Source organism: Staphylococcus sp. HMSC62A08, assembly GCF_001839105.1.
GTDB lineage: Bacteria > Bacillota > Bacilli > Staphylococcales > Staphylococcaceae > Staphylococcus > Staphylococcus caprae.
The window spans coordinates 714,409-736,778 of the sequence record NZ_KV840039.1 but is presented as its reverse complement, the minus strand read 5'-3'; the positions used below and the strand labels follow the sequence as shown (position 1 = coordinate 736,778).

The window sequence follows — 22,370 nt, the reverse complement described above, 5'->3', positions numbered from 1 at the left end:
TTGAGACGATTAAATAAAGAAAAATATCACAACGTTAATCCCTTATGGAAAATATATCAAATAGTGAAGTTTCCTAAAGTATTCAAACAGACGGTGATTATTGAAGTGTCGTGGTTTATACCAAGTATGAATTTCAAAAGTCATATATACCGTAAATTTTTAAAAATGACTGTGGGTCAAAACACAGCCTTTGCTTATAAAGTCTTACCTGACTTGTTTTATCCAGAGTTAATTTCTGTTGGCAATAATAGTGTTATTGGTTATAATACAACAATATTAACGCATGAGGTGCTCGTCGACGAGTGGAGATATGGCAAAGTTCACATTGGCGACCACACTTTAATTGGCGCAAATGTGACGATATTGCCGGGTGTTAAAATAGGGAACCATGTAAAGATTGGAGCTGGTACCGTAATTACTAAAGATGTACCAGATGACAGTTTTGTATATGGTAATCCTATGCAAATTAAAGTTTATAAAGGAGGTGACAATTAATGGCACATGCAGACAATAAAATTATTCCAATGATTTTTGATGAAGCATTTTATCGTAAGATGGCTACGCAAAAGTGGCAACAACAAGACTATAAAAAAGCAGCGGACTATTATGAGAAAGTGCTTGAATTGTCACCTGAAGATTACGATATACAACTACATTATGCTCAATGTTTAACGAAATTAAACCTTGGGAGAAAGGCTGAGCACCTATTTTACGAGAATATTGTTAATGACTTTCATGTAGCAGATAGTTTTTATGAGCTCAGTCAATTAAATATAGAACTTAATGAACCAAACAAGGCGTTCTTGTTTGGTATTAATTATGTACTTTTAACAAATGACCAAGAATTTAGGGAAGTTCTTGAAAAAACATTCGAAGTGACGTATACAAGTGAGCACAAAATTGAATTAGAAGCTCAATTATTTACGACGCAACTATTATTCCAGTTTTTATTCTCTCAAGGAAGATTAACTGACGCACGTGCATATATTTTAAGCCAAGATGAACATATTCAATCTCATCGCGTCATTCGTAATTTACTTGCAATGTGTTACTTATATTTAAGTGAGTATGAAACAGCCAAAGAGATGTTTGAAGAATTACTGAGTGAAGATAACTCAGATGTTCATGCATTATGTCACTACACACTATTACTTTATAATACGAACGAAATGGATAAATATAAGAGATATCTTAAAATATTGAATAAAGTAGTTCCAATGAATGACGATGAAAGTTTTAAACTGGGTATTGTCCTAAGTTATTTAAAACAATATCAAGCATCTCAAAACTTACTTTATCCTCTATATAAAAAAGGTAAATTTTTATCCATTCAAATGTATAATGCATTGAGCTTTAACTTTTATTACCTAGGTAATAAAGATGAAAGTGTAGAATTTTGGAATAAACTATTACAAATTTCCAAAGTCGACGTAGGATATGCGCCGTGGGTGCTTGAAGAAAGTAAATCTGTTTTCAATCAACGAATACTCCCATTACTATTAGATGATGACAGTCATTATAGACTATATGGAATCTTTTTATTAAATCAACTCAATGGTAAAGAAATATTAATGACGGAAGAGATTTGGTCAATTCTTGAGTCAATGAATGATTATGAAAAGCTATACCTTACTTATCTCGTGCAAGGATTGACGCTCAATAAATTAGATTTTATTCATAGAGGGATGTTAAAACTTTATAACCTAGAGAATTTGAAATATGATACAACATTATTTATTGAATGGATTGATCAAGCTGAGGCGATTATCTCTGAAAAGGTAGATTTAGCTGATGTAGATAGATACCTTGCCGCATTTGTATATATGTTCTATCGACATACGAACAATGCATTGACCAAAAAAGAAATAATTGATTATTTTGACGTGACACGCTATAAATTAGATAAAACGATTGAGTTTTTAATGAGCATTTAAATTTATGAAATAAATGGTATGGTATATAATGCGCATAATGATTAATAACTAGGAGGCATTTTAAAATGACTGAAGTAGATTTTGACGTAGCGATTATTGGTGCGGGGCCTGCCGGTATGACAGCAGCAGTGTATGCATCTCGTGCAAATTTAAAAACAGTTATGATTGAACGTGGTATGCCAGGTGGACAAATGGCTAATACTGAAGAAGTGGAAAACTTCCCAGGTTTTGAAATGATTACGGGTCCAGACTTATCTACTAAAATGTTTGAACACGCGAAAAAATTTGGAGCGGAATATCAATATGGAGATATTAAATCTATAGAAGATAAAGGTGATTATAAAGTTATCAACTTAGGTAACAAAGAGATCACAGCTCATGCAGTAGTTATTTCAACTGGAGCAGAATATAAAAAAATCGGTGTTCCTGGTGAACAAGAACTTGGTGGACGAGGCGTAAGTTACTGTGCTGTTTGTGATGGTGCCTTCTTTAAAAACAAACGCTTATTTGTTATCGGTGGCGGTGACTCAGCAGTCGAAGAAGGAACATTCTTAACTAAATTTGCTGATAAAGTCACAATTGTTCATAGAAGAGATGAGTTACGTGCGCAAAATATCTTACAAGAACGTGCTTTCAAAAATGAAAAAGTTGACTTTATTTGGAGCCATACGTTAAAAACAATCAATGAAAAAGATGGAAAAGTAGGATCAGTTACTTTAGAATCTACGAAAGACGGTTCTGAACAAACATACGATGCTGATGGCGTGTTTATTTATATCGGTATGAAACCATTAACAGCACCGTTTACTAATTTAGGAATTACTAACGACAATGGTTATATTGTGACTAAAGCTGATATGAGTACAAGCGTGCCTGGTATTTTTGCTGCTGGGGACGTTCGTGATAAAGGCCTACGTCAGATTGTAACTGCAACAGGAGACGGTAGTATTGCTGCGCAAAGTGCGACTGACTATATCACAGAGCTCAAAGATAAACTTGAAGCGTAATTTTTAAAATCTAACAAGAAGCTAGAACATTGATGATGATTTCAATTCGTGATCAATTGTTCTAGCTTTTTTAAATATGAAAGTACATTCCTTTGGATATACGAGTGTGATAAGATTATTTTAATAGAATCAACGATAGACTGAAGAATTGAATTGGCGGTGACTTTTAAAATGAAAAACAACGAAAATGAAATAGGCAAAAGTGAATTATTAGTTGTTACAGGAATGTCTGGCGCGGGTAAATCATTAGTGATTCAAAGTCTCGAAGATATGGGATTCTTCTGTGTAGACAACTTACCACCGGTCTTGTTACCAAAATTTGTAGAATTAATGGAGCAGGGGAATCCCTCTTTACAAAAAGTAGCGATTGCCATTGATTTGAGAGGGAAAGAACTTTTCAAATCATTAATTAAAGAGATAGACATTATTAAAAGTCGTAATGATGTCATCTTGGATGTCATGTTTTTAGAAGCGAAAACGGAAAAACTCATTTCGCGTTATAAAGAATCTAGAAGAGCCCATCCATTAAATGAACAAGGGCAACGCTCTCTTATAGAAGCAATCAATGAAGAACGTAAACATCTTTCTGAAATTAGAAGTATTGCGAATTATGTCATTGATACGACGCAATTAAAACCGAAAGAATTAAAGGAACGCATTAGTAAATTTTATCTGGATGATCATTTCGAAACATTTAGTATTAATGTAACAAGTTTTGGTTTTAAACATGGTATACAAATGGATGCTGATTTAGTCTTTGATGTGAGATTTTTACCTAATCCATATTATGTTAAAGAATTACGTCCACTGACGGGGCTTGATGAACCGGTGTATAACTATGTCATGAAGTGGAAAGAAACAGAAATCTTCTTTGATAAGTTGACTGACCTTTTAAAATTTATGATTCCAGGATATAAAAAAGAAGGGAAGTCACAGCTTGTTATCGCAATTGGTTGCACAGGTGGTCAACATCGTTCAGTTGCGCTAGCGAAACGTCTAGGCGAATATCTTGATGAGATTTTTGATTACAATGTTTATGTGCATCATAGAGATGCGCATATCGAAAGTGGAGATAAAATATGAAACAAATAAAAGTAGTACTTATAGGTGGAGGAACAGGTTTATCCGTTTTAGCTAGAGGGTTAAGAGAATTCCCCATAGATATTACTGCTATTGTAACTGTTGCTGATAACGGAGGTAGCACTGGGAAAATTAGAGATGTGATGGATATTCCTGCACCAGGTGATATTCGAAATGTCATTGCAGCTTTAAGTGATTCAGAGTCCATCCTTACTCAACTTTTCCAGTACCGTTTTGGAGAAAATCAAGTCGACGGGCATTCTTTAGGTAATTTAGTTATTGCCGGAATGACAAGTATTACGAATGATTTCGGGCATGCGATTAAAGAATTAAGTAAAGTTTTAAATATTAAAGGGCAAGTTATTCCATCTACAAACACAAGTGTTCAACTTAATGCAGTGATGGAAGATGGAGAAATTGTATGTGGTGAAACGAATATCCCAAATACGCATAAAAAAATTGACCGCGTATTCCTAGAACCTGGAGATGTCGAGCCGATGGAAGAAGCGGTAAATGCACTTGAACACGCTGATTTAATTGTGCTCGGTCCTGGTTCATTGTATACGAGTGTGATATCGAATCTATGTGTGAAGGGGATATCTGAAGCATTACTACGTTCCGAAGCACCTAAACTGTACGTTTCAAATGTGATGACACAACCAGGCGAGACAGATAATTATGATGTGAAAGAACATATTGATGCCCTTTGTCAGCAGGTTGGTCAAGATTTTGTAGACTTTGTCATTTGTAGTAATGAAAAATATAGCCAAGCTACCTTACGTCGTTATGAAGAACAAAACTCTAAACCAGTTAAAGTTAATAAAGAAGAGTTGAAAAAGAACGGAATAAGAGTTTTAACGGCTTCAAATTTAATTGAAGTTTCAGATACACATCTCGTACGCCATAATACTAAAGTTCTATCAAAAATGATATATGAATTGGCATTAGACTTAACTAGTACAATTCAATTTAATCCGAATCGTAAACGTTAATAGTATTGGCAATAGAAACGTTTATGATATGATAACTTACGTGTGTTTAATAATTAAAATTCATAATCTCTATGTCGACCATACATAGATTAAAATAGAGTTGATTTAGGAAGGAATGAGTGTTCTATGAGCTTTGCATCCGACATGAAAAATGAATTAACACGCATTGAAGTAGATGAAGCAAATGCTAAAGCAGAGCTCAGTGCATTAATTCGTATGAATGGCGCACTTAGTTTATCGAATCAGCAATTTGTAATCAATGTACAGACTGAGAATGCGACAACCGCTCGTCGTATTTACTCTCTTATCAAACGAATTTTCAATGTAGAAGTTGAAATATTAGTTAGAAAAAAGATGAAATTAAAGAAAAATAATATTTATATTTGTCGCACTAAAATGTTAGCAAAAGAAATTTTAAATGATTTAGGCATTCTCAAAGAGGGCGTCTTCACTCATGAAATCGACCCTAATATGATTAAAGATGATGAAATGCGTCGTAGTTACTTAAGAGGGGCATTTCTTGCAGGTGGATCAGTGAATAATCCAGAGACGTCATCTTATCACCTTGAAATATTTTCTCAATATGAGAATCATTCTGAAGGCTTAACTAAATTAATGAATAGCTATGAATTAAATGCGAAACATTTAGAGCGGAAAAAAGGAAGTATTGCTTATTTAAAAGAAGCGGAAAAAATCTCAGATTTTCTAAGTTTAATCGGTGGTTATCAAGCATTACTTAAATTTGAAGATGTGAGAATCGTACGTGATATGAGAAATTCGGTTAATAGATTGGTAAACTGTGAGACAGCTAATCTTAATAAAACAGTTAGTGCTGCGATGAAACAAGTTGAAAGTATTCAGCTAATAGATGAAGAAATAGGCTTAGATAATTTGCCAGATCGATTGAGAGAAGTAGCTAAATTACGTGTAGAACATCAAGAAATATCTTTAAAAGAATTAGGAGAAATGATTTCAACAGGACCTATCTCTAAATCTGGAATGAATCATCGATTGAGAAAGTTAAATGAGCTAGCAGACAAAATTCGTAATGGTGAACAAATTGAATTATAAAGAAAGGTATCTTTGAACGAGGTTCAAAAATACCTGCTTTGTTATGTCTTTGATGTTTATAGGTACCCCCTCGAGAGGAATTGAACCTCTATTATAAGAACCGGAATCTCATGTGTTATCCATTACACTACGAGGGGTAAATGAGGGTAGAATCATTTTTCTGTACTAAAGAAGTTGATAACAGTACAATTAAAACGATAATTCTAGTTTACAAATCTTAGAGTTAAGCGTCAAACTGAAATTTTAAAACTTAAAGTTGAATATTTTGACCATTTTTGACTTTTAAGGTAAAATAATTTATAACAGTTATTACAAGGAGGAAAAATAGATGAATTTAATTCCTACAGTTATAGAAACAACAAATCGCGGTGAACGCGCATATGATATTTATTCACGTTTATTAAAAGACCGTATTATCATGTTAGGTTCTCAAATTGATGATAATGTAGCAAATTCAATTGTATCTCAATTATTATTCTTACAAGCACAAGACTCTGAAAAAGATATCTACCTATATATTAACTCACCAGGTGGTAGTGTAACTGCTGGTTTTGCCATTTATGATACTATCCAACATATTAAACCAGATGTTCAAACTATTTGTATCGGTATGGCTGCGTCAATGGGTTCATTTTTACTAGCAGCTGGCGCTAAAGGTAAACGTTTTGCTTTACCAAATGCTGAAGTAATGATTCACCAACCATTAGGCGGTGCACAAGGTCAAGCAACTGAAATTGAAATTGCTGCCAACCATATCTTAAAAACTCGTGAAAAATTAAATCGTATTTTAGCAGAACGTACAGGTCAATCAATTGAAAAAATTCAACAAGATACTGACCGTGACAACTTCTTAACAGCAGAAGAAGCTAAATCATATGGTTTAATTGATGAAGTCATGGAACCAGAAGGTAAATAGTAAATAAAATTCGAGGCTAGGGCATTTCTAATGTCCTAGTTTTTTTATGAAAAAAGGGGCGATATAGAATTCTAGAAGTTAAGAATTCATATCATCGCCCCTGCAAACTCTTCTGACAGTCTTTATATTTCAATTTATAGTGTTATGAAACATAAAGAGGCGCGTCATCGCCTCTTCATATGCCAATAGTGACAATATCATAGACTGTCTCTATTTTAGTTTTTCTTTCCTTTGAACATTAAGCGTACAACAACAATTAATAACACTACTCCAATAATTATAAATAGCAAAGAAAGTAGTATCATTGCTATTGTATGTTCAAACGCAAAAATCCCATTTAAAATTAATAAAATACTAGCAATAATTAACAAAATATAAGTTAATTGATTGTCTTTCATTGTATAAACCTTCTTCGTACGTAGTTATTTCTTATGCTTTAACTAAATCATCTAAAGCATTTTTCAAGTTGTTAAATTTAAATTCAAAACCAAGTGCATGTAATTTATTCGGTAGAACCTTTTGAGTATCGAGAACAACTGTAGACATTTCACCTAGAACTAAGCGCATTGCTAATTTAGGCGCCCATGTTTCATGAGGTTTGTGCATTGCGCGTGCTAAAGTATAGCCAAATAAATTTTGTCTTTCAGGTATAGGCGCTGTCATATTAAATGGACCATGTGCATCTTTATTACCGATTGTGAATAAAATTCCTCTAATTAAATCATTAATGTGAATCCATGAATACCATTGTTGTCCTGAACCTAATTTACCACCTACATAGAAACGGTAAGGTAATTCCATTGTTTGCAATGCACCGCCATCATCAGAAAGAATAAGTCCGAATCTTCCTAAGACTACGCGAGTTCCGAAGTCTTTGAATTTATTCGCAAAGCGTTCCCATTGATAAACAACATCTGATAAGAAATCAAAAGGTAATGTTTTATATAATTCAGTATAACTATAAAATAAATCTGGTGGATAATATCCCATCGCACTAGCATTAAATAACACTTCAGGCTTTTGAGTACGATTTTTAAATAATTCATATAAAGCTTGGGTTGATTGGATGCGACTTACCATCATGATTTGTTTATGTGATTTTGTCCATCTTTTATTGAGAGTGGCACCTGCTAAGTTTATGACAATATTGATATCTGGAACTTTCTCTTGCCAACCCTCTTTTGACCAATTGACATATGAAATCTTAGCGTCGTTCGAAGTTTTATCTTGTCTTGTTAAGATCGTAATATGTGCATCGGTTTGCTTGATTTCATTTACTAAGTGGGAACCTACCATTCCTGTTCCACCTGTAATTAAATAGTGTTTCATTATTTCACCTCATTTTGAAAAATTAAAGCGCTAACCTTATTGATAGTCATTATTGATATTCAAATTTTATACATTTTTTAGCCAATAAGATGTCAAATACTTTTTTTAATTTGCATTTAAAATTAAAAGATATCAGTTATAATGAACTTGTACCTTCGATAATTAATTAAACATCTCTTAATTAGTATGAGTATACCCCATAATATACTAACGAAGGTAAATTTTGACTCCCTTTAGTAGTGGATCCATGCGAGCAACGTATGGATCCTTTTTATTTGTATTTTAAGGTATAATTATTGCTTTATACAAAAATTATTTTGATGAATATAAAATCTATAATCATTGTTTAATTTGTATTATTAATGGTTAAAAACAAATTACATTATTTAATTACTTAACCAATCATCCATTTTACAAAAAGTATGATACATATAATAAAAGATGTAATGATAAATCCGGCAACACGATTCGTTTTTTCTTCCTCATAATTATCATTCTCAATCATCATATATTTTAAACTTTTTTTAGACTTACTTTTTAAAAATTCATCATCATTAAATCCATACATAAACATCACGTACCATTCATATTAAGTTTAGATTAAGTTACTAAAAAAATAATGTTCACCTATGTGTATGATGTTATCATATACAGGATAGATATTTGTAAACGTACAACTTTTAAGTAATGGTAATTTATTGCAATTATTACATAGTTAGTCCATTATAATAAGTTGAATTCTGTAGTTTCGACATTATAAGTAATTGTAATGCGTTGAGGTCATCCTCAATTAAAAGTAATGAACAAGATTGAAATGCACATTTAACAACAAACATATTTTTATTATAAATTAATTCCTAATAATTGAAAGAGAGGTAAGTAGAGAATGAGTGGCATGGCAAAAATAATTAGCACAATTATCGTATTATTATTACTAATTGGCTTAGCATTTGGAATATTCTCTTTTGTAGATAGTTCAAAAAAAGCGAATGAACGACTTAATAGTGAAAAAACAGAACAACATGATAAGTCTAAAGAGGATAAAAAAGATAAAGATAAAGACAAAGACAAGAAAAAAGATAAAAAGTCTGATGAGAATAGCATGAACACGACACAACAAACGCAACAAACTCAGCAAACGCAACAGACTCAACAAACACCACCGCCGACTAAACAAGCACCAACCCAACAAAGAAATACGCAAGAAACACAACAAACAAAACAACAGAAAAAACAACCACGTTCAACGCAAGAAACTAAAACTGATGAAAAATCATCACAACAACCTAAAACACAAGAAAAAGAGGAACCAAAAGAAGATAATGCTTCTAAAGAACAACCAAGTTCAGAAGAGAAACCATCTTCTCAACAACCTCGTTCACAACAAAATAGCTCTCAGCAAAAGCAATCTAATAATAGTAATCAATCTGCGCAAAGAAATACAAGTCAGTCACAACAGTCAAGCGGTCAAAGAAATTCTAGTCAGTCACAACAATCAAGCAGTCAAAACTCAAATAGTAATCAATCACATAGTTCAAACGAAGATTAATAGTTTAAGCCAATGTCCACTTTTAGGGCATTGGCTTTTTAAGTACATATTAAAATAACCAGTAGATTAACATCGATAAGAGAAATGAAATAAACATAATTGAAAAGCAGCCTATAGAACATCCGCAACCCGTATGCGTGCAACCATAAGAATATGTTTTATTGATGGTCTTACCATTTTCATATTGATGATGTTTATATGTAGACTGATGATTTTTAAAATAATCATCATCTTTATAACGTGAATCATCTGGATCGATGACTTCTATTTTATCCTCGGAACGTTTGTCGTTAGCCATTAATATTCCTTCTTTATAAAAAGCTTCATAACAATTTAATTATAAATGAAATGATTATGTAATCAAAACGAATGATTATTCACAAAAGACCGTGGGTAAAATTATCTCGTAAAGGTAATAACACAAAAATGTGAACTTTTTGGCGTCGTGAGATAGCAAAATCTAGATGTAAACGTTTTATTGTTAACTTTAATAAATATTAATAAAATTTTGAGTTAATTTGCTTGCAATTTATTATACACAATAGTACTATTGCATGTGTAAAGAGGTTAATTTTTGTCCCAGGTGGGACTTAAAAAGTCAACCAATGGTTGTGAGCGACCCCTTAGATACCTTTTTATAAAGATATAAGGAGGAAGGTAGTAGTGAAAGACTTAATGAAAGTTCAACAAAAGCTCATACCTGATCTTGTAGATAAGATGTATCGACGTTTTTCAATTTTAACTACTATCTCACAAAATCAACCAGTTGGAAGACGAAGTTTAAGTGAGCACATGGATATGACTGAAAGGGTCTTACGATCTGAAACAGACATGTTAAAGAAACAAGAATTAATCAGAGTCAAATCAACTGGCATGGAAATCACTAATGAAGGAACTGAAGTACTATCGCAATTAAATGATTACTTCAATGTATATAGTGATGACAATAAAATGGCTCGAGCAATCAGAGATAAATTTCACATCAAAGATGTTCACGTCATTCCAGGAGATTCAGATTCTAATCAAACAGTTAAAAGAGAAATGGGGCGGCAAGCTGGTCAGTTAGTTGAAAGCATTCTTTACGAAGATGCCATTGTTTCAGTAACTGGAGGATCTACAATGGCTTATGTAAGTGAATCCATTCATTTACTTCCATTCAATGTATTCTTCGTGCCGGCGAGAGGTGGACTTGGTGAAAACATGGTCTACCAAGCAAATACCATTTCATCAAGCATGGCTCAACAAGCTGGTGGTTATTATACAACGTTATATGTACCAGATAATGTGAGTGAAACGACATATAACACATTAATGTTAGAACCATCAGTTATTCACACGCTCGATAAAATAAAACAAGCAAATGTTACCATACATGGCATTGGTGATGCGCTGAAGATGGCGCATCGACGTCAATCACCTAAAGAAGTGATTGATAAACTTCAACATCATCAAGCCGTTGGAGAAGCTTTTGGATATTATTTTGATGCTCAAGGAAAGGTAGTTCATAAAGTGAAGACAATCGGACTACAATTAGAAGATCTTGAGAGTAAAGATTTTATCTTTGCTGTAGCAGGTGGACAATCTAAAGGAGAAGCGATTAAAGCTTATCTTTCGATTGCACCTGACAACACTGTACTCATTACAGATGAAGCTGCAGCGAAAGTTATTTTACAATAGTAATAAAAAGTTTAATACTTTTTAAATATCATTTTTAAAGGAGGCCATTATAATGGCAATTAAAGTAGCAATTAATGGTTTTGGTAGAATTGGTCGTTTAGCATTCAGAAGAATCCAAGATGTAGAAGGTCTTGAAGTAGTAGCAGTTAACGACTTAACAGACGATGAAATGTTAGCTCATTTATTAAAATATGACACTATGCAAGGACGCTTCACTGGAGAAGTTGAAGTTATCGAAGGCGGATTCCGCGTAAACGGTAAAGAAATTAAATCATTCGACGAACCAGATGCAAGCAAATTACCTTGGGGTGACCTTGACATCGATGTAGTATTAGAATGTACTGGTTTCTACACTGATAAAGATAAAGCACAAGCACATATCGATGCAGGTGCTAAAAAAGTATTAATCTCAGCTCCAGCTACTGGTGATTTAAAAACAATCGTATTCAATACTAACCATGACGAATTAGATGGTTCAGAAACAGTTGTATCAGGTGCTTCTTGTACAACTAACTCATTAGCTCCTGTTGCTAAAGTATTAAATGATGAATTCGGTTTAGTTGAAGGTTTAATGACAACTATCCACGCTTACACAGGTGACCAAAATACTCAAGACGCACCTCACAGAAAAGGTGACAAACGTCGTGCTCGTGCAGCAGCAGAAAACATTATCCCTAACTCAACAGGTGCTGCTAAAGCAATCGGTAAAGTAATTCCTGAAATCGACGGTAAATTAGACGGTGGTGCACAACGTGTTCCAGTTGCTACAGGTTCATTAACAGAATTAACTGTAGTATTAGAAAAACAAGATGTAACTGCTGATCAAGTTAACGAAGCAATGAAACAAGCTTCTGACGAATCATTCGGTTACACTGAAGATGAAATCGTATCTTCTGACGTTGTAGGTATCACTTATGGTTCATTATTCGATGCAACTCAAACTCGTGTAATGACTGTTGGTGACCGTCAATTAGTTAAAGTAGCAGCTTGGTACGATAATGAAATGTCTTACACTTCTCAATTAGTTCGTACATTAGCTCACTTAGCTGAACTTTCTAAATAATTGAACCATAGTGTATAAGCACGTTATTCAAGTTATTTAAAGTACACATGTGAAGAGATTGAACTCTTCCAAACCTTCATAATTTGATTGGTGCTCTGTACTGTTTAATTAGATATAAAAGCTTATGAGTAAGCGGGGAGCACAGACGCTTCTCCGCTTATTTTTATATAAAGTTTTCCTATTAAAAGGAGGAAATTAATAATGGCTAAAAAAATCGTTTCAGATTTAGATTTAAAAGGTAAAGTAGTTCTCGAACGTGCAGACTTTAACGTTCCTTTAAAAGATGGAAAAATCACAAACGATAACCGTATTGTTCAAGCATTACCAACTATTAAATACATCATCGAACAAGGTGGTAAATTAGTATTATTCTCTCATTTAGGTAAAGTGAAAGAAGAAAGCGATAAAGCAGGTTTATCTTTAAAACCTGTAGCAGACGATTTATCTGAGAAATTAGGTAAAGAAGTTACTTTCGTTCCTGAAACTCGTGGTGAAAAACTAGAAACTGCTATTAAAAACCTAAATGAAGGTGATGTATTATTAGTTGAAAATACACGTTTCGAAGATATCGATGGTAAAAAAGAATCTAAAAATGACCCTGAATTAGGTAAATATTGGGCTTCATTAGGCGATGTATTTGTTAACGATGCTTTCGGTACAGCTCACCGTGAACATGCTTCAAATGTAGGGATTTCTACACACTTAGAAACAGCAGCTGGTTACTTAATGGAAAAAGAAATTAAATTTATCGGTGGCGTAGTTAACGACCCACATAAACCAGTTGTAGCAATCCTTGGTGGAGCTAAAGTATCAGATAAAATCAATGTAATTAAAAACTTAGTGAATATCGCTGACAAAATTTTAATTGGTGGCGGTATGGCTTACACATTTATGAAAGCACAAGGAAAAGAAATCGGTCTTTCATTATTAGAAGAAGATAAAATTGATTTTGCAAAAGATCTATTAGAAAACAATGGCGACCAAATCGTTTTACCAGTAGATTGTAAAGTTGCTAAAGAATTCTCTAATGATGCTAAAATCACTGAAGTATCCATCGATGATATTCCTGCAGATCAAGAAGCAATGGATATTGGACCTAAAACGGTTGAATTATTCAATAAAGAATTACAAGGCGCTCATACAGTAGTATGGAATGGACCGATGGGTGTATTCGAATTTAGTAACTTTGCCCAAGGTACTATCGGCGTATGTGAATCTATTGCTAACTTAAAAGACGCTACGACTATTATCGGTGGTGGTGACTCTGCAGCCGCTGCAATCTCACTAGGATTTGAAGATGATTTCACACATATCTCAACTGGTGGCGGCGCGTCATTAGAATATCTTGAAGGTAAAGAATTACCTGGAATTAAAGCAATTAATAATAAATAATTATTAATCGACGCTTAGTTAAGGCGAAAGTTTCTAAATGAAATGATTTGGGAAAATGAACAAGTGAAAGCCACAGTAAGCTTTCGTGTTTTAACCTTAAGTTATTCAAGTAATGATCGATATAAGCTTTTAAATTTAACACTAAATTATTAAGGAGTGTAACGAATGAGAACACCAATTATAGCCGGAAACTGGAAAATGAATAAAACAGTTCAAGAAGCTAAAGATTTCGTAAACGAATTACCAACATTACCTGATCCTAAAGAAGTAGAATCAGTAATCTGTGCGCCTACAATTCAATTAGACGCATTAGTAACTGCTGTTAAAGACGGCAAAGCACAAGGGTTAAAAATCGGTGCTCAAAATGCTTACTTTGAAGATAGCGGTGCATATACTGGTGAAACTTCACCTGTCGCATTAGCTGATTTAGGTGTTAAATATGTAGTGATTGGTCACTCTGAACGTCGTGACTATTTCCACGAAACAGACGAAGAAGTAAATAAAAAAGCTCATGCTATTTTCAATCATGGTATGACACCAATTATTTGTGTTGGTGAATCAGACGAAGAACGTGAAGCTGGCAAAGCTAATGAAGTTGTTGGCAACCAAGTTAAGAAAGCTGTAGAAGGTTTATCAGAAGAGCAACTTAAAGAAGTTGTCATCGCATATGAACCAATCTGGGCAATCGGTACAGGTAAATCATCAACTTCAGAAGACGCTAATGAAATGTGCGCACACGTTCGTAAAACATTAGCTGACTTATCTAGCCAAGACGTTGCAGAAGCAACTCGTATTCAATATGGTGGTAGTGTGAAACCAAATAATATTAAAGAATACATGGCTCAATCAGATATCGATGGTGCATTAGTAGGTGGCGCATCATTAAAAGTTGAAGATTTCGTACAATTGTTAGAAGGTGCAAAATAATTATGGCTAAGAAACCAACTGCCTTAATCATCCTAGATGGTTTTGCAAATCGTGAAAGTGAACATGGCAACGCTGTTAAATTAGCAAACAAACCTAATTTTGATCGTTATTATGAGAAATACCCAACGACTCAAATTGAAGCAAGTGGTTTAGATGTAGGTCTTCCAGAAGGACAAATGGGTAACTCTGAAGTTGGTCACATGAACATCGGTGCTGGACGAATCGTATATCAAAGTTTAACTCGTATTAACAAATCAATCGAAGATGGAGAATTCTTTGAAAATGATGTGTTAAACAACGCAATTAAACATGTAAAAGATAACAACTCAGCACTTCACGTGTTTGGTTTACTATCAGATGGTGGTGTTCACAGTCACTATAAACACTTATTTGCAATCTTAGAATTAGCTAAAAAACAAGGTGTAGATAAAGTTTACGTGCACGCTTTCTTAGATGGTCGTGACGTTGATCAAAAATCTGCCCTCAAATATATTGAAGAAACTGAAGCTAAATTCAAAGAATTAGGCGTTGGCCAATTCGCTTCAGTGTCTGGACGTTATTATGCAATGGATCGTGATAAACGTTGGGACCGTGAACAGAAAGCTTACAATGCTATCCGTAACTTTGAAGGCCCAACATACGCTTCAGCTAAAGAAGGTGTAGAAGCGAATTACAGTAATGACGTTACTGATGAATTCGTTGAACCATTCATTATTGATAATCAAAATAATGGCGTTAATGACGGCGATGCTGTTGTATTCTACAACTTCCGTCCTGACAGAGCTGCTCAACTTTCAGAAATTTTCACTAATAAAGCATTTGATGGTTTCGAAGTTGAACAAGTTAAAGATTTATTCTATGCAACGTTCACGAAATACAATGACGATGTAGATGCTGAAGTTGTATTTGAAAAAGTTGACTTAAACAATACAATTGGTGAAGTCGCACAAAACAATAATTTAAAACAATTACGTATTGCTGAAACTGAAAAGTATCCTCACGTGACTTACTTTATGAGTGGGGGTCGTAACGAGGAATTTGAAGGAGAACGTCGTCGTCTTATCGACTCTCCAAAAGTTGCTACGTATGATTTAAAACCAGAAATGAGTGCATATGAAGTTAAAGATGCACTTTTAGAAGAGTTAGACAAAGGTGATTTAGATTTAATCTTATTAAACTTTGCTAACCCTGACATGGTAGGTCATAGTGGTATGCTTGAACCTACAATTAAAGCAATTGAAGCTGTAGACGAATGTCTTGGCGAAGTTGTAGATAAGATTTTAGAAATGGATGGTTATGCTATTATCACTGCTGACCATGGTAACTCAGATCAAGTGTTAACAGATGATGATCAACCTATGACTACGCATACAACTAATCCAGTTCCAGTTATTGTTACTAAAGAAGGCGTAACTTTACGTGAAACAGGTCGATTAGGAGATTTAGCTCCTACATTATTAGACTTGTTAAATGTAGAACAACCTTCTGATATGAATGGTGAATCATTGATTAATCATTAATTTTGATTATAAAAACACTCAAATTTTGGGAGGAATAAACGTACTCCCGAAATTTGAATATTACTTAGTAAAATTATTTTATTAAAATTATAAATAGGGCTATAATAGCTTTATAATATATTTAAAGGAGATATTAACATGCCAATTATTACAGATGTTTACGCTCGCGAAGTCTTAGATTCACGTGGTAATCCAACAGTTGAAGTTGAAGTTTTAACTGAAAGTGGTGCATTCGGTCGCGCATTAGTACCTTCAGGTGCTTCTACAGGTGAACACGAAGCAGTTGAATTACGTGATGGAGATAAATCACGTTATTTAGGTAAAGGTGTGACTAAAGCTGTAGAAAACGTAAATGAAATTATCGCACCAGAAATCGTTGAAGGTGAATTTTCAGTATTAGATCAAGTATCTATCGATAAAATGATGATTCAATTAGACGGTACAAGTAACAAAGGTAAATTAGGTGCTAACGCTATCTTAGGTGTTTCTATTGCCGTAGCTCGTGCAGCAGCTGACTTATTAGGTCAACCTTTATATAAATATTTAGGTGGATTCAATGGTAAACAATTACCAGTACCAATGATGAACATTGTTAACGGTGGTTCTCACTCTGATGCACCAATCGCTTTCCAAGAGTTCATGATTTTACCAGTTGGTGCTGAATCATTTAAAGAATCATTACGTTGGGGTGCTGAAATCTTCCACAACTTGAAATCTATCCTTAGTGAACGTGGTTTAGAAACTGCAGTAGGTGACGAAGGTGGTTTCGCTCCTAAATTTGAAGGTACTGAAGATGCTGTTGAAACTATCATCAAAGCTATCGAAAAAGCAGGTTACAAACCAGGTGAAGATGTATTCTTAGGATTCGACTGTGCTTCTTCTGAATTCTACGAAAATGGTGTATATGATTACACTAAATTCGAAGGTGAACACGGTGCTAAACGTAGCGCAGCAGAACAAGTTGACTACTTAGAAGAATTAATTGGTAAATATCCTATCATCACTATTGAAGATGGTATGGACGAAAACGATTGGGAAGGTTGGAAACAATTAACTGATCGTATTGGCGATAAAGTTCAATTAGTAGGTGACGATTTATTCGTAACTAACACTGAAATTTTATCTAGAGGTATCGAACAAGGAATTGGTAACTCTATCTTAATCAAAGTGAACCAAATCGGTACTTTAACTGAAACATTTGATGCAATTGAAATGGCTCAAAAAGCTGGTTACACAGCAGTTGTTTCACACCGTTCAGGTGAAACTGAAGATACTACAATTGCTGACATTGCAGTTGCTACAAACGCTGGACAAATTAAAACTGGTTCATTATCAAGAACTGATCGTATTGCTAAATACAATCAATTATTACGTATTGAAGATGAATTATACGAAACAGCTAAATTTGATGGAATTAAATCATTCTACAATTTAGACAAATAATATCTCTATAGCTAAATAAAAGAGTTCACGCTTATATCTTTAGGTTTCACGCCCTAAAGTAAATCTATTCCCGTTACAGAGTTGAGGCTGTAACGGGTCTTTTTATGTAGAGAAATACAGTGGATTGGTGAAAAATTGATGAGTTTGATTTAACATCAAACCTTTTGAGTGAGGGACATCTCATTTAATTTACTTCGCTAAACTGATATAATTAATGAAAGTAATTCTGAAAAAGGAGTACCATTATGGCAGATATCACAGAGTCAAGCGCTAGAGAAATAAGAGCCGGACGTTTAATCGCGATCAGTTCCTTTATATTTTGTATCTTACTTATTATTCATCATTTTGTAGTATTAGATGAAACCACGGCGAAATCATTGTTATCTTTAGCAGGACAGAAAACGTCAGACACTGCTGTGCATAATATTTTAAATAGTGATAGATATACTGGTGTCATGTACATTCTTGCTTACTTAGCAGGTGTTGTTGCACTATGGAATCGTCATCCCTATTTATGGTGGTTTATGTTTGCAGTTTATGTATCTAATGCTTTATTCACGTTAGTGAATTTATACATGTTTGTACAAGCAATTTTAGATGTGAAGAACGTGATCGCAATTTTACCAATCTTAATCGTTGTGATTGGCTCAATTGTTTTAGCAATTTATATGTTAGTCGTGTCAATCGCTCGTAAAAGCACTTTTAATAGATAGAAGTTTGATAATACGAATAGAGATGTGTTATAATTCGTCTCGTATATAATGAACGGAGGACAATTTTTATGCATACATTAATCATCGTTTTATTAATTATAGATTGTATTGCATTAGTGACTGTTGTATTACTCCAAGAAGGTAAAAGTAATGGACTTTCAGGTGCTATTAGTGGTGGCGCAGAACAGTTATTTGGTAAACAAAAGCAACGTGGCGTCGATTTATTCTTGCATAGATTAACAATTTTTTTAGCAATTATTTTCTTCGTACTTATGTTCTGTATCAGTTATTTAGGTATGTAGATAATAAGTTATTGAATGAAGTAAATGAATCTAATCAAGTCTGATGTACAATGTGATAAAGAAACACTATCTAACATTCACATTTGACATCAGCCTGAGTCCGACGATATGCTTGTCGGGCTTTTTTATTTTATAATAGATGATAGCAATGTTTTTAACACCTGTAATTAAGGGAATAGTCCAATTATGCATTTATCAAAGATTCAATTTATTTTTGAAAATGAAATCAATAACCTTAAATGATTTAAACTTTAAATAGAGCTATCTAGTTCTCAATGAAAAGGGAGAGGAATTCAAACCATGCAAATTAAACTACCGAGACCATTCTTTTTCGAAGAAGGAAAACGAGCTGTATTATTACTACATGGTTTCACTGGAAATTCAGCTGATGTGAGACAATTAGGTCGTTACCTTCAGAAAAAGGGTTATACATCATATGCACCTCAATATGAAGGGCATTCAGCACCACCAGAGGAAATTTTAAAATCTAGCCCTTACGTATGGTTTAAGGATGTTTTAGATGGTTATGATTATCTAGTCGATCAAGGCTATGAGGAAATTGCTGTAGCCGGATTGTCACTAGGTGGGGTCTTCGCATTGAAGTTAAGCTTAAATCGCGATGTGAAGGGTATTGTAACAATGTGTGCACCAATGGATGGTAAGACTGAAGGAACAATATATGAAGGTTTTCTAGAATATGCCCGTAATTTTAAAAAGTATGAAGGCAAGGATCAGGAAACCATTGATAGAGAAATGGAGGATTTCCATCCTACAGAAACGCTTAAAGAGCTCAGTGACACATTGAAACGTGGCAAAGAACAAGTAGATGAGGTTATTGAACCTATTCTAGTTATACAAGCAGAGCAAGATAAAATGATTGATCCTCAATCAGCAAATTATATATACGAACATGTTGATTCTGATGAGAAAGACATCAAGTGGTATCAAGAATCTGGTCATGTGATTACAATTGATAAAGAGAAAGAACAGGTCTTTGAAGATGTTTATCAATTTTTAGAATCATTAGATTGGACAGAATAAAAAGATGAAGAAGTAAGAAAGGAGGGGCATAATGAATTTAAAGCAATCCATTGAAGAAATAATTAAACAACCTGACTATGAACCAATGTCAGTGTCAGATTTTCAAGATGCGTTAGGTTTAAATAGTGCCGACTCATTTAGAGATTTAATTAAGGTGCTCGTTGAACTAGAACAAACTGGTTTAATTGAACGTACGAAGACAGATAGATATCAACGAAAAGAAACAAGTAAGTCCAATTCAAAACTAATTAAAGGAACATTAAGTCAGAACAAGAAAGGCTTTGCATTCCTTCGACCAGAAGATGATGAGATGGAAGATATATTCATCCCACCAACTAAAATTAATAGAGCCTTAGATGGAGATACGGTCATCGTAGAAATTCAAAAATCTCGAGGCGAACACAAAGGTAAAGTTGAAGGCGAAGTTAAATCTATTGAGAAACATTCGGTGACGCAAGTAGTAGGCACTTATAGCGAAGCGAAACACTTTGGCTTCGTCATACCTGATGACAAGCGTATCATGCAAGATATCTTTATTCCTAAAGGACAAAGTCTCGGTGCTGTAGATGGTCATAAGGTATTAGTTCAAATTACGAAATATGCTGATGGTACAGACAATCCCGAAGGTCATATTTCAGCAATTTTAGGTCATAAGAATGATCCCGGCGTCGATATTTTATCTATCATCTATCAACATGGCATTGAAATCGAATTTCCAGACAATGTGCTTAAAGAAGCCGAAGACGTGCCTGAAGAAATTGAACCGTCAGAAATTGAAGGTCGTCGTGATTTAAGAGATGATTTAACCATCACGATTGACGGTGCAGATGCGAAAGACTTAGACGATGCGATTGCCGTTAAAAAGCTGAAAAATGGTAATACTGAATTAACTGTAAGTATTGCAGATGTAAGTTACTATGTGAAGGAAGATTCTGCATTAGACCAAGAAGCGTATGATAGAGCGACGAGTGTTTATTTAGTCGACCGTGTCATTCCAATGATCCCACACCGTTTAAGTAATGGTATTTGTTCATTGAATCCTGAAGTCGACCGATTAACATTAAGTTGTCGTATGGAAATTAATGCACGTGGAGAAGTCGTTAAACACGAAATCTTTGATAGTGTCATTCATTCTAATTATCGAATGACGTATGATGCAGTCAATAAAATCATTACTGACCAAGATCCACAAGTACGTGCACAATATAAAGAATTGACACCAATGCTAGATTTAGCACAAGATTTATCCAATCGTTTAATCAGCATGCGTCGACGTCGTGGTGAAATTGACTTCGATATCAATGAAGCTAAAGTGCTCGTAAATGAAGAAGGTATTCCTACAGACGTTCAAATGCGCGAACGTGGCGAAGGTGAACGTTTAATTGAGTCGTTCATGTTAGCAGCTAATGAGACGGTGGCAGAGCATTTTAATAAAATGGAAGTTCCATTTATTTATCGTGTTCATGAGCAACCTAAATCCGAAAGATTAAGACAATTCTTCGACTTTATTACGAATTTCGGTATTATGATTAAAGGTACGGGCGAAGACATTCATCCTACAACGTTACAGAACATTCAAGAAGAAGTTGAAGGACGACCAGAACAAATGGTTATTTCAACTATGATGTTACGTTCAATGCAACAAGCACATTATGATGATGTCAATCTTGGACACTTTGGTCTATCAGCAGAGTATTATACGCATTTCACATCTCCAATTCGTCGTTATCCTGACTTAACCGTACATCGATTAATTCGTAAGTATTTAATTGAGAATTCTATGGATAAAAAGGAACTCAGACATTGGGAAGATACATTGCCTGAGCTTGCTGAACACACATCTCAACGTGAGCGTCGTGCAATTGAAGCTGAACGTGATACAGATGAGTTGAAGAAAGCTGAATATATGATTCAACATATTGGTGATGAATTCGAAGGTATCATTAGTTCAGTAGCAAACTTCGGTATGTTTGTAGAGTTGCCTAATACCATTGAAGGTATGGTTCATATTGCTAATATGACTGACGATTACTATCATTTCGACGAACGTCAAATGGCTTTAATAGGTGAACGTCAAGCGAAAGTATTCCGTATTGGTGATGAAGTGAAAGTTAAAGTCACACACGTTGATGTAGACGAACGGATGATTGATTTTCAAATTGTGGGTATGCCTTTACCTAAAAATGATAAATCCCAACGTCCAGCACGTGGTAAAACAATTCAAGCTAAAACGCGTGGTAAGTCATTGGACAAAGCTAAGGATGACAACAATAATAAAGGCAATAAGAAGAAACGCAAACAACGTAAGGGTAAAAATGCCCGTAAAAAAGATAAACAAGGTAAAACGAATCATAAACCATTCTATAAAGATAAAAGCGTGAAAAAGAAATCACGTCGTAAGAAAAAATAGTCAG

22 protein-coding genes and 1 tRNA gene are annotated in these 22,370 nt (G+C 34.2%); 18 read left to right on the top strand and 5 right to left on the bottom strand.

All coding sequences use genetic code 11. The features are described 5' to 3' along the window. From HMPREF3264_RS09500 to whiA, 6 genes are all read left to right on the top strand, one after another. The gene (locus tag HMPREF3264_RS09500) at positions 1-495 is read left to right on the top strand and encodes an acyltransferase (RefSeq protein WP_070873279.1); all 495 of its coding nucleotides are present in this window, start codon (positions 1-3) and stop codon (positions 493-495) included. Next, a complete protein-coding gene (locus tag HMPREF3264_RS09495; protein ID WP_002441549.1) occupies positions 495-1,934 on the top strand; it encodes a tetratricopeptide repeat protein in 1,440 nt (479 codons plus the stop codon). Before HMPREF3264_RS09500 ends, HMPREF3264_RS09495 begins: the two co-directional genes overlap by 1 nt. A 44-nt stretch (positions 1,935-1,978) precedes the next feature. Then, positions 1,979-2,941, top strand: coding sequence for a thioredoxin-disulfide reductase (gene trxB, locus HMPREF3264_RS09490; RefSeq protein ID WP_305367120.1), 963 nt, complete (start codon positions 1,979-1,981; stop codon positions 2,939-2,941). Positions 2,942-3,112: 171 nt separating this feature from the next. After that, positions 3,113-4,024, top strand: a complete 912-nt coding sequence (rapZ, locus tag HMPREF3264_RS09485; protein WP_002441553.1) for an RNase adapter RapZ — start codon at positions 3,113-3,115, stop codon at positions 4,022-4,024. Continuing rightward, positions 4,021-5,013: a gluconeogenesis factor YvcK family protein gene (gene yvcK / locus HMPREF3264_RS09480; RefSeq protein ID WP_002441556.1), complete on the top strand. Its 993-nt coding sequence runs from the start codon at positions 4,021-4,023 to the stop codon at positions 5,011-5,013. The genes rapZ and yvcK overlap by 4 nt, the downstream gene beginning before the upstream one ends. A 126-nt stretch (positions 5,014-5,139) precedes the next feature. Further along, positions 5,140-6,084, top strand: coding sequence for a DNA-binding protein WhiA (gene whiA / locus HMPREF3264_RS09475; RefSeq protein ID WP_002441558.1), 945 nt, complete (start codon positions 5,140-5,142; stop codon positions 6,082-6,084). A 65-nt stretch (positions 6,085-6,149) separates the two neighbouring features. Here the strand turns inward: whiA and HMPREF3264_RS09470 are convergent. After that, positions 6,150-6,221: transfer RNA gene (locus tag HMPREF3264_RS09470), tRNA-Arg, on the bottom strand. Between the two features lie 191 nt (positions 6,222-6,412). Between HMPREF3264_RS09470 and clpP the strand changes: the two genes are divergently transcribed. Continuing rightward, the gene (gene clpP / locus HMPREF3264_RS09465; RefSeq protein WP_002441560.1) at positions 6,413-7,000 is read left to right on the top strand and encodes an ATP-dependent Clp endopeptidase proteolytic subunit ClpP; all 588 of its coding nucleotides are present in this window, start codon (positions 6,413-6,415) and stop codon (positions 6,998-7,000) included. A 215-nt stretch (positions 7,001-7,215) separates the two neighbouring features. Here clpP and HMPREF3264_RS09460 read toward each other — a convergent pair whose 3' ends face one another. The 3 genes from HMPREF3264_RS09460 to HMPREF3264_RS12465 all read right to left on the bottom strand — a co-directional run bounded on the left by HMPREF3264_RS09460 (position 7,216) and on the right by HMPREF3264_RS12465 (position 8,897). After that, complete coding sequence (locus HMPREF3264_RS09460) at positions 7,216-7,398, bottom strand: hypothetical protein (protein ID WP_002441562.1); 183 nt, start codon at positions 7,396-7,398, stop codon at positions 7,216-7,218. A gap of 31 nt (positions 7,399-7,429) precedes the next feature. After that, the gene (locus HMPREF3264_RS09455; RefSeq protein WP_070873177.1) at positions 7,430-8,329 is read right to left on the bottom strand and encodes a TIGR01777 family oxidoreductase; all 900 of its coding nucleotides are present in this window, start codon (positions 8,327-8,329) and stop codon (positions 7,430-7,432) included. Between the two features lie 394 nt (positions 8,330-8,723). Further along, positions 8,724-8,897, bottom strand: coding sequence for a hypothetical protein (locus HMPREF3264_RS12465; protein WP_256323977.1), 174 nt, complete (start codon positions 8,895-8,897; stop codon positions 8,724-8,726). Positions 8,898-9,215: 318 nt separating this feature from the next. On the opposite strand from HMPREF3264_RS12465, the gene HMPREF3264_RS09450 reads away from it, so the two are divergent. Further along, entirely contained in the window at positions 9,216-9,878 is a 663-nt protein-coding gene (locus tag HMPREF3264_RS09450; RefSeq protein ID WP_070873175.1) for a DUF4887 domain-containing protein, read from the top strand. A gap of 49 nt (positions 9,879-9,927) precedes the next feature. Here the strand turns inward: HMPREF3264_RS09450 and HMPREF3264_RS09445 are convergent, their stop codons facing one another. Next, positions 9,928-10,176, bottom strand: a complete 249-nt coding sequence (locus HMPREF3264_RS09445; RefSeq protein ID WP_002441568.1) for a hypothetical protein — start codon at positions 10,174-10,176, stop codon at positions 9,928-9,930. 365 nt (positions 10,177-10,541) lie between these two features. Here HMPREF3264_RS09445 and HMPREF3264_RS09440 point away from each other — a divergent pair, with 365 nt between their 5' ends. From HMPREF3264_RS09440 to rnr, 10 genes are all read left to right on the top strand, one after another. Next, complete coding sequence (locus tag HMPREF3264_RS09440) at positions 10,542-11,555, top strand: sugar-binding transcriptional regulator (protein ID WP_037541196.1); 1,014 nt, start codon at positions 10,542-10,544, stop codon at positions 11,553-11,555. 52 nt (positions 11,556-11,607) lie between these two features. Next, positions 11,608-12,618, top strand: a complete 1,011-nt coding sequence (gap, locus tag HMPREF3264_RS09435; RefSeq protein ID WP_002441572.1) for a type I glyceraldehyde-3-phosphate dehydrogenase — start codon at positions 11,608-11,610, stop codon at positions 12,616-12,618. Between the two features lie 201 nt (positions 12,619-12,819). Further along, positions 12,820-14,010: a phosphoglycerate kinase gene (gene pgk / locus HMPREF3264_RS09430; RefSeq protein ID WP_002441575.1), complete on the top strand. Its 1,191-nt coding sequence runs from the start codon at positions 12,820-12,822 to the stop codon at positions 14,008-14,010. 165 nt (positions 14,011-14,175) lie between these two features. Further along, complete coding sequence (gene tpiA / locus HMPREF3264_RS09425) at positions 14,176-14,937, top strand: triose-phosphate isomerase (RefSeq protein ID WP_002441577.1); 762 nt, start codon at positions 14,176-14,178, stop codon at positions 14,935-14,937. A 2-nt stretch (positions 14,938-14,939) separates the two neighbouring features. Further along, a complete protein-coding gene (gene gpmI, locus HMPREF3264_RS09420) occupies positions 14,940-16,457 on the top strand; it encodes a 2,3-bisphosphoglycerate-independent phosphoglycerate mutase (RefSeq protein WP_070873172.1) in 1,518 nt (505 codons plus the stop codon). 138 nt (positions 16,458-16,595) lie between these two features. Continuing rightward, positions 16,596-17,900 (top strand): surface-displayed alpha-enolase, encoded by a 1,305-nt coding sequence (gene eno, locus HMPREF3264_RS09415; protein ID WP_002441581.1) that lies wholly within the window; start codon positions 16,596-16,598, stop codon positions 17,898-17,900. Between the two features lie 254 nt (positions 17,901-18,154). Beyond that, complete coding sequence (locus tag HMPREF3264_RS09410) at positions 18,155-18,613, top strand: hypothetical protein (RefSeq protein ID WP_095323332.1); 459 nt, start codon at positions 18,155-18,157, stop codon at positions 18,611-18,613. A 68-nt stretch (positions 18,614-18,681) separates the two neighbouring features. Then, on the top strand, positions 18,682-18,915 hold the full coding sequence (gene secG / locus HMPREF3264_RS09405; RefSeq protein ID WP_002441585.1) for a preprotein translocase subunit SecG: 234 nt from the start codon (positions 18,682-18,684) through the stop codon (positions 18,913-18,915). A 300-nt stretch (positions 18,916-19,215) separates the two neighbouring features. Next, on the top strand, positions 19,216-19,956 hold the full coding sequence (locus HMPREF3264_RS09400) for an alpha/beta hydrolase (RefSeq protein WP_070873170.1): 741 nt from the start codon (positions 19,216-19,218) through the stop codon (positions 19,954-19,956). Positions 19,957-19,987: 31 nt separating this feature from the next. Beyond that, positions 19,988-22,366, top strand: coding sequence for a ribonuclease R (gene rnr / locus HMPREF3264_RS09395; protein ID WP_070873167.1), 2,379 nt, complete (start codon positions 19,988-19,990; stop codon positions 22,364-22,366). The last annotated feature ends 4 nt before the right edge of the window (positions 22,367-22,370 follow it).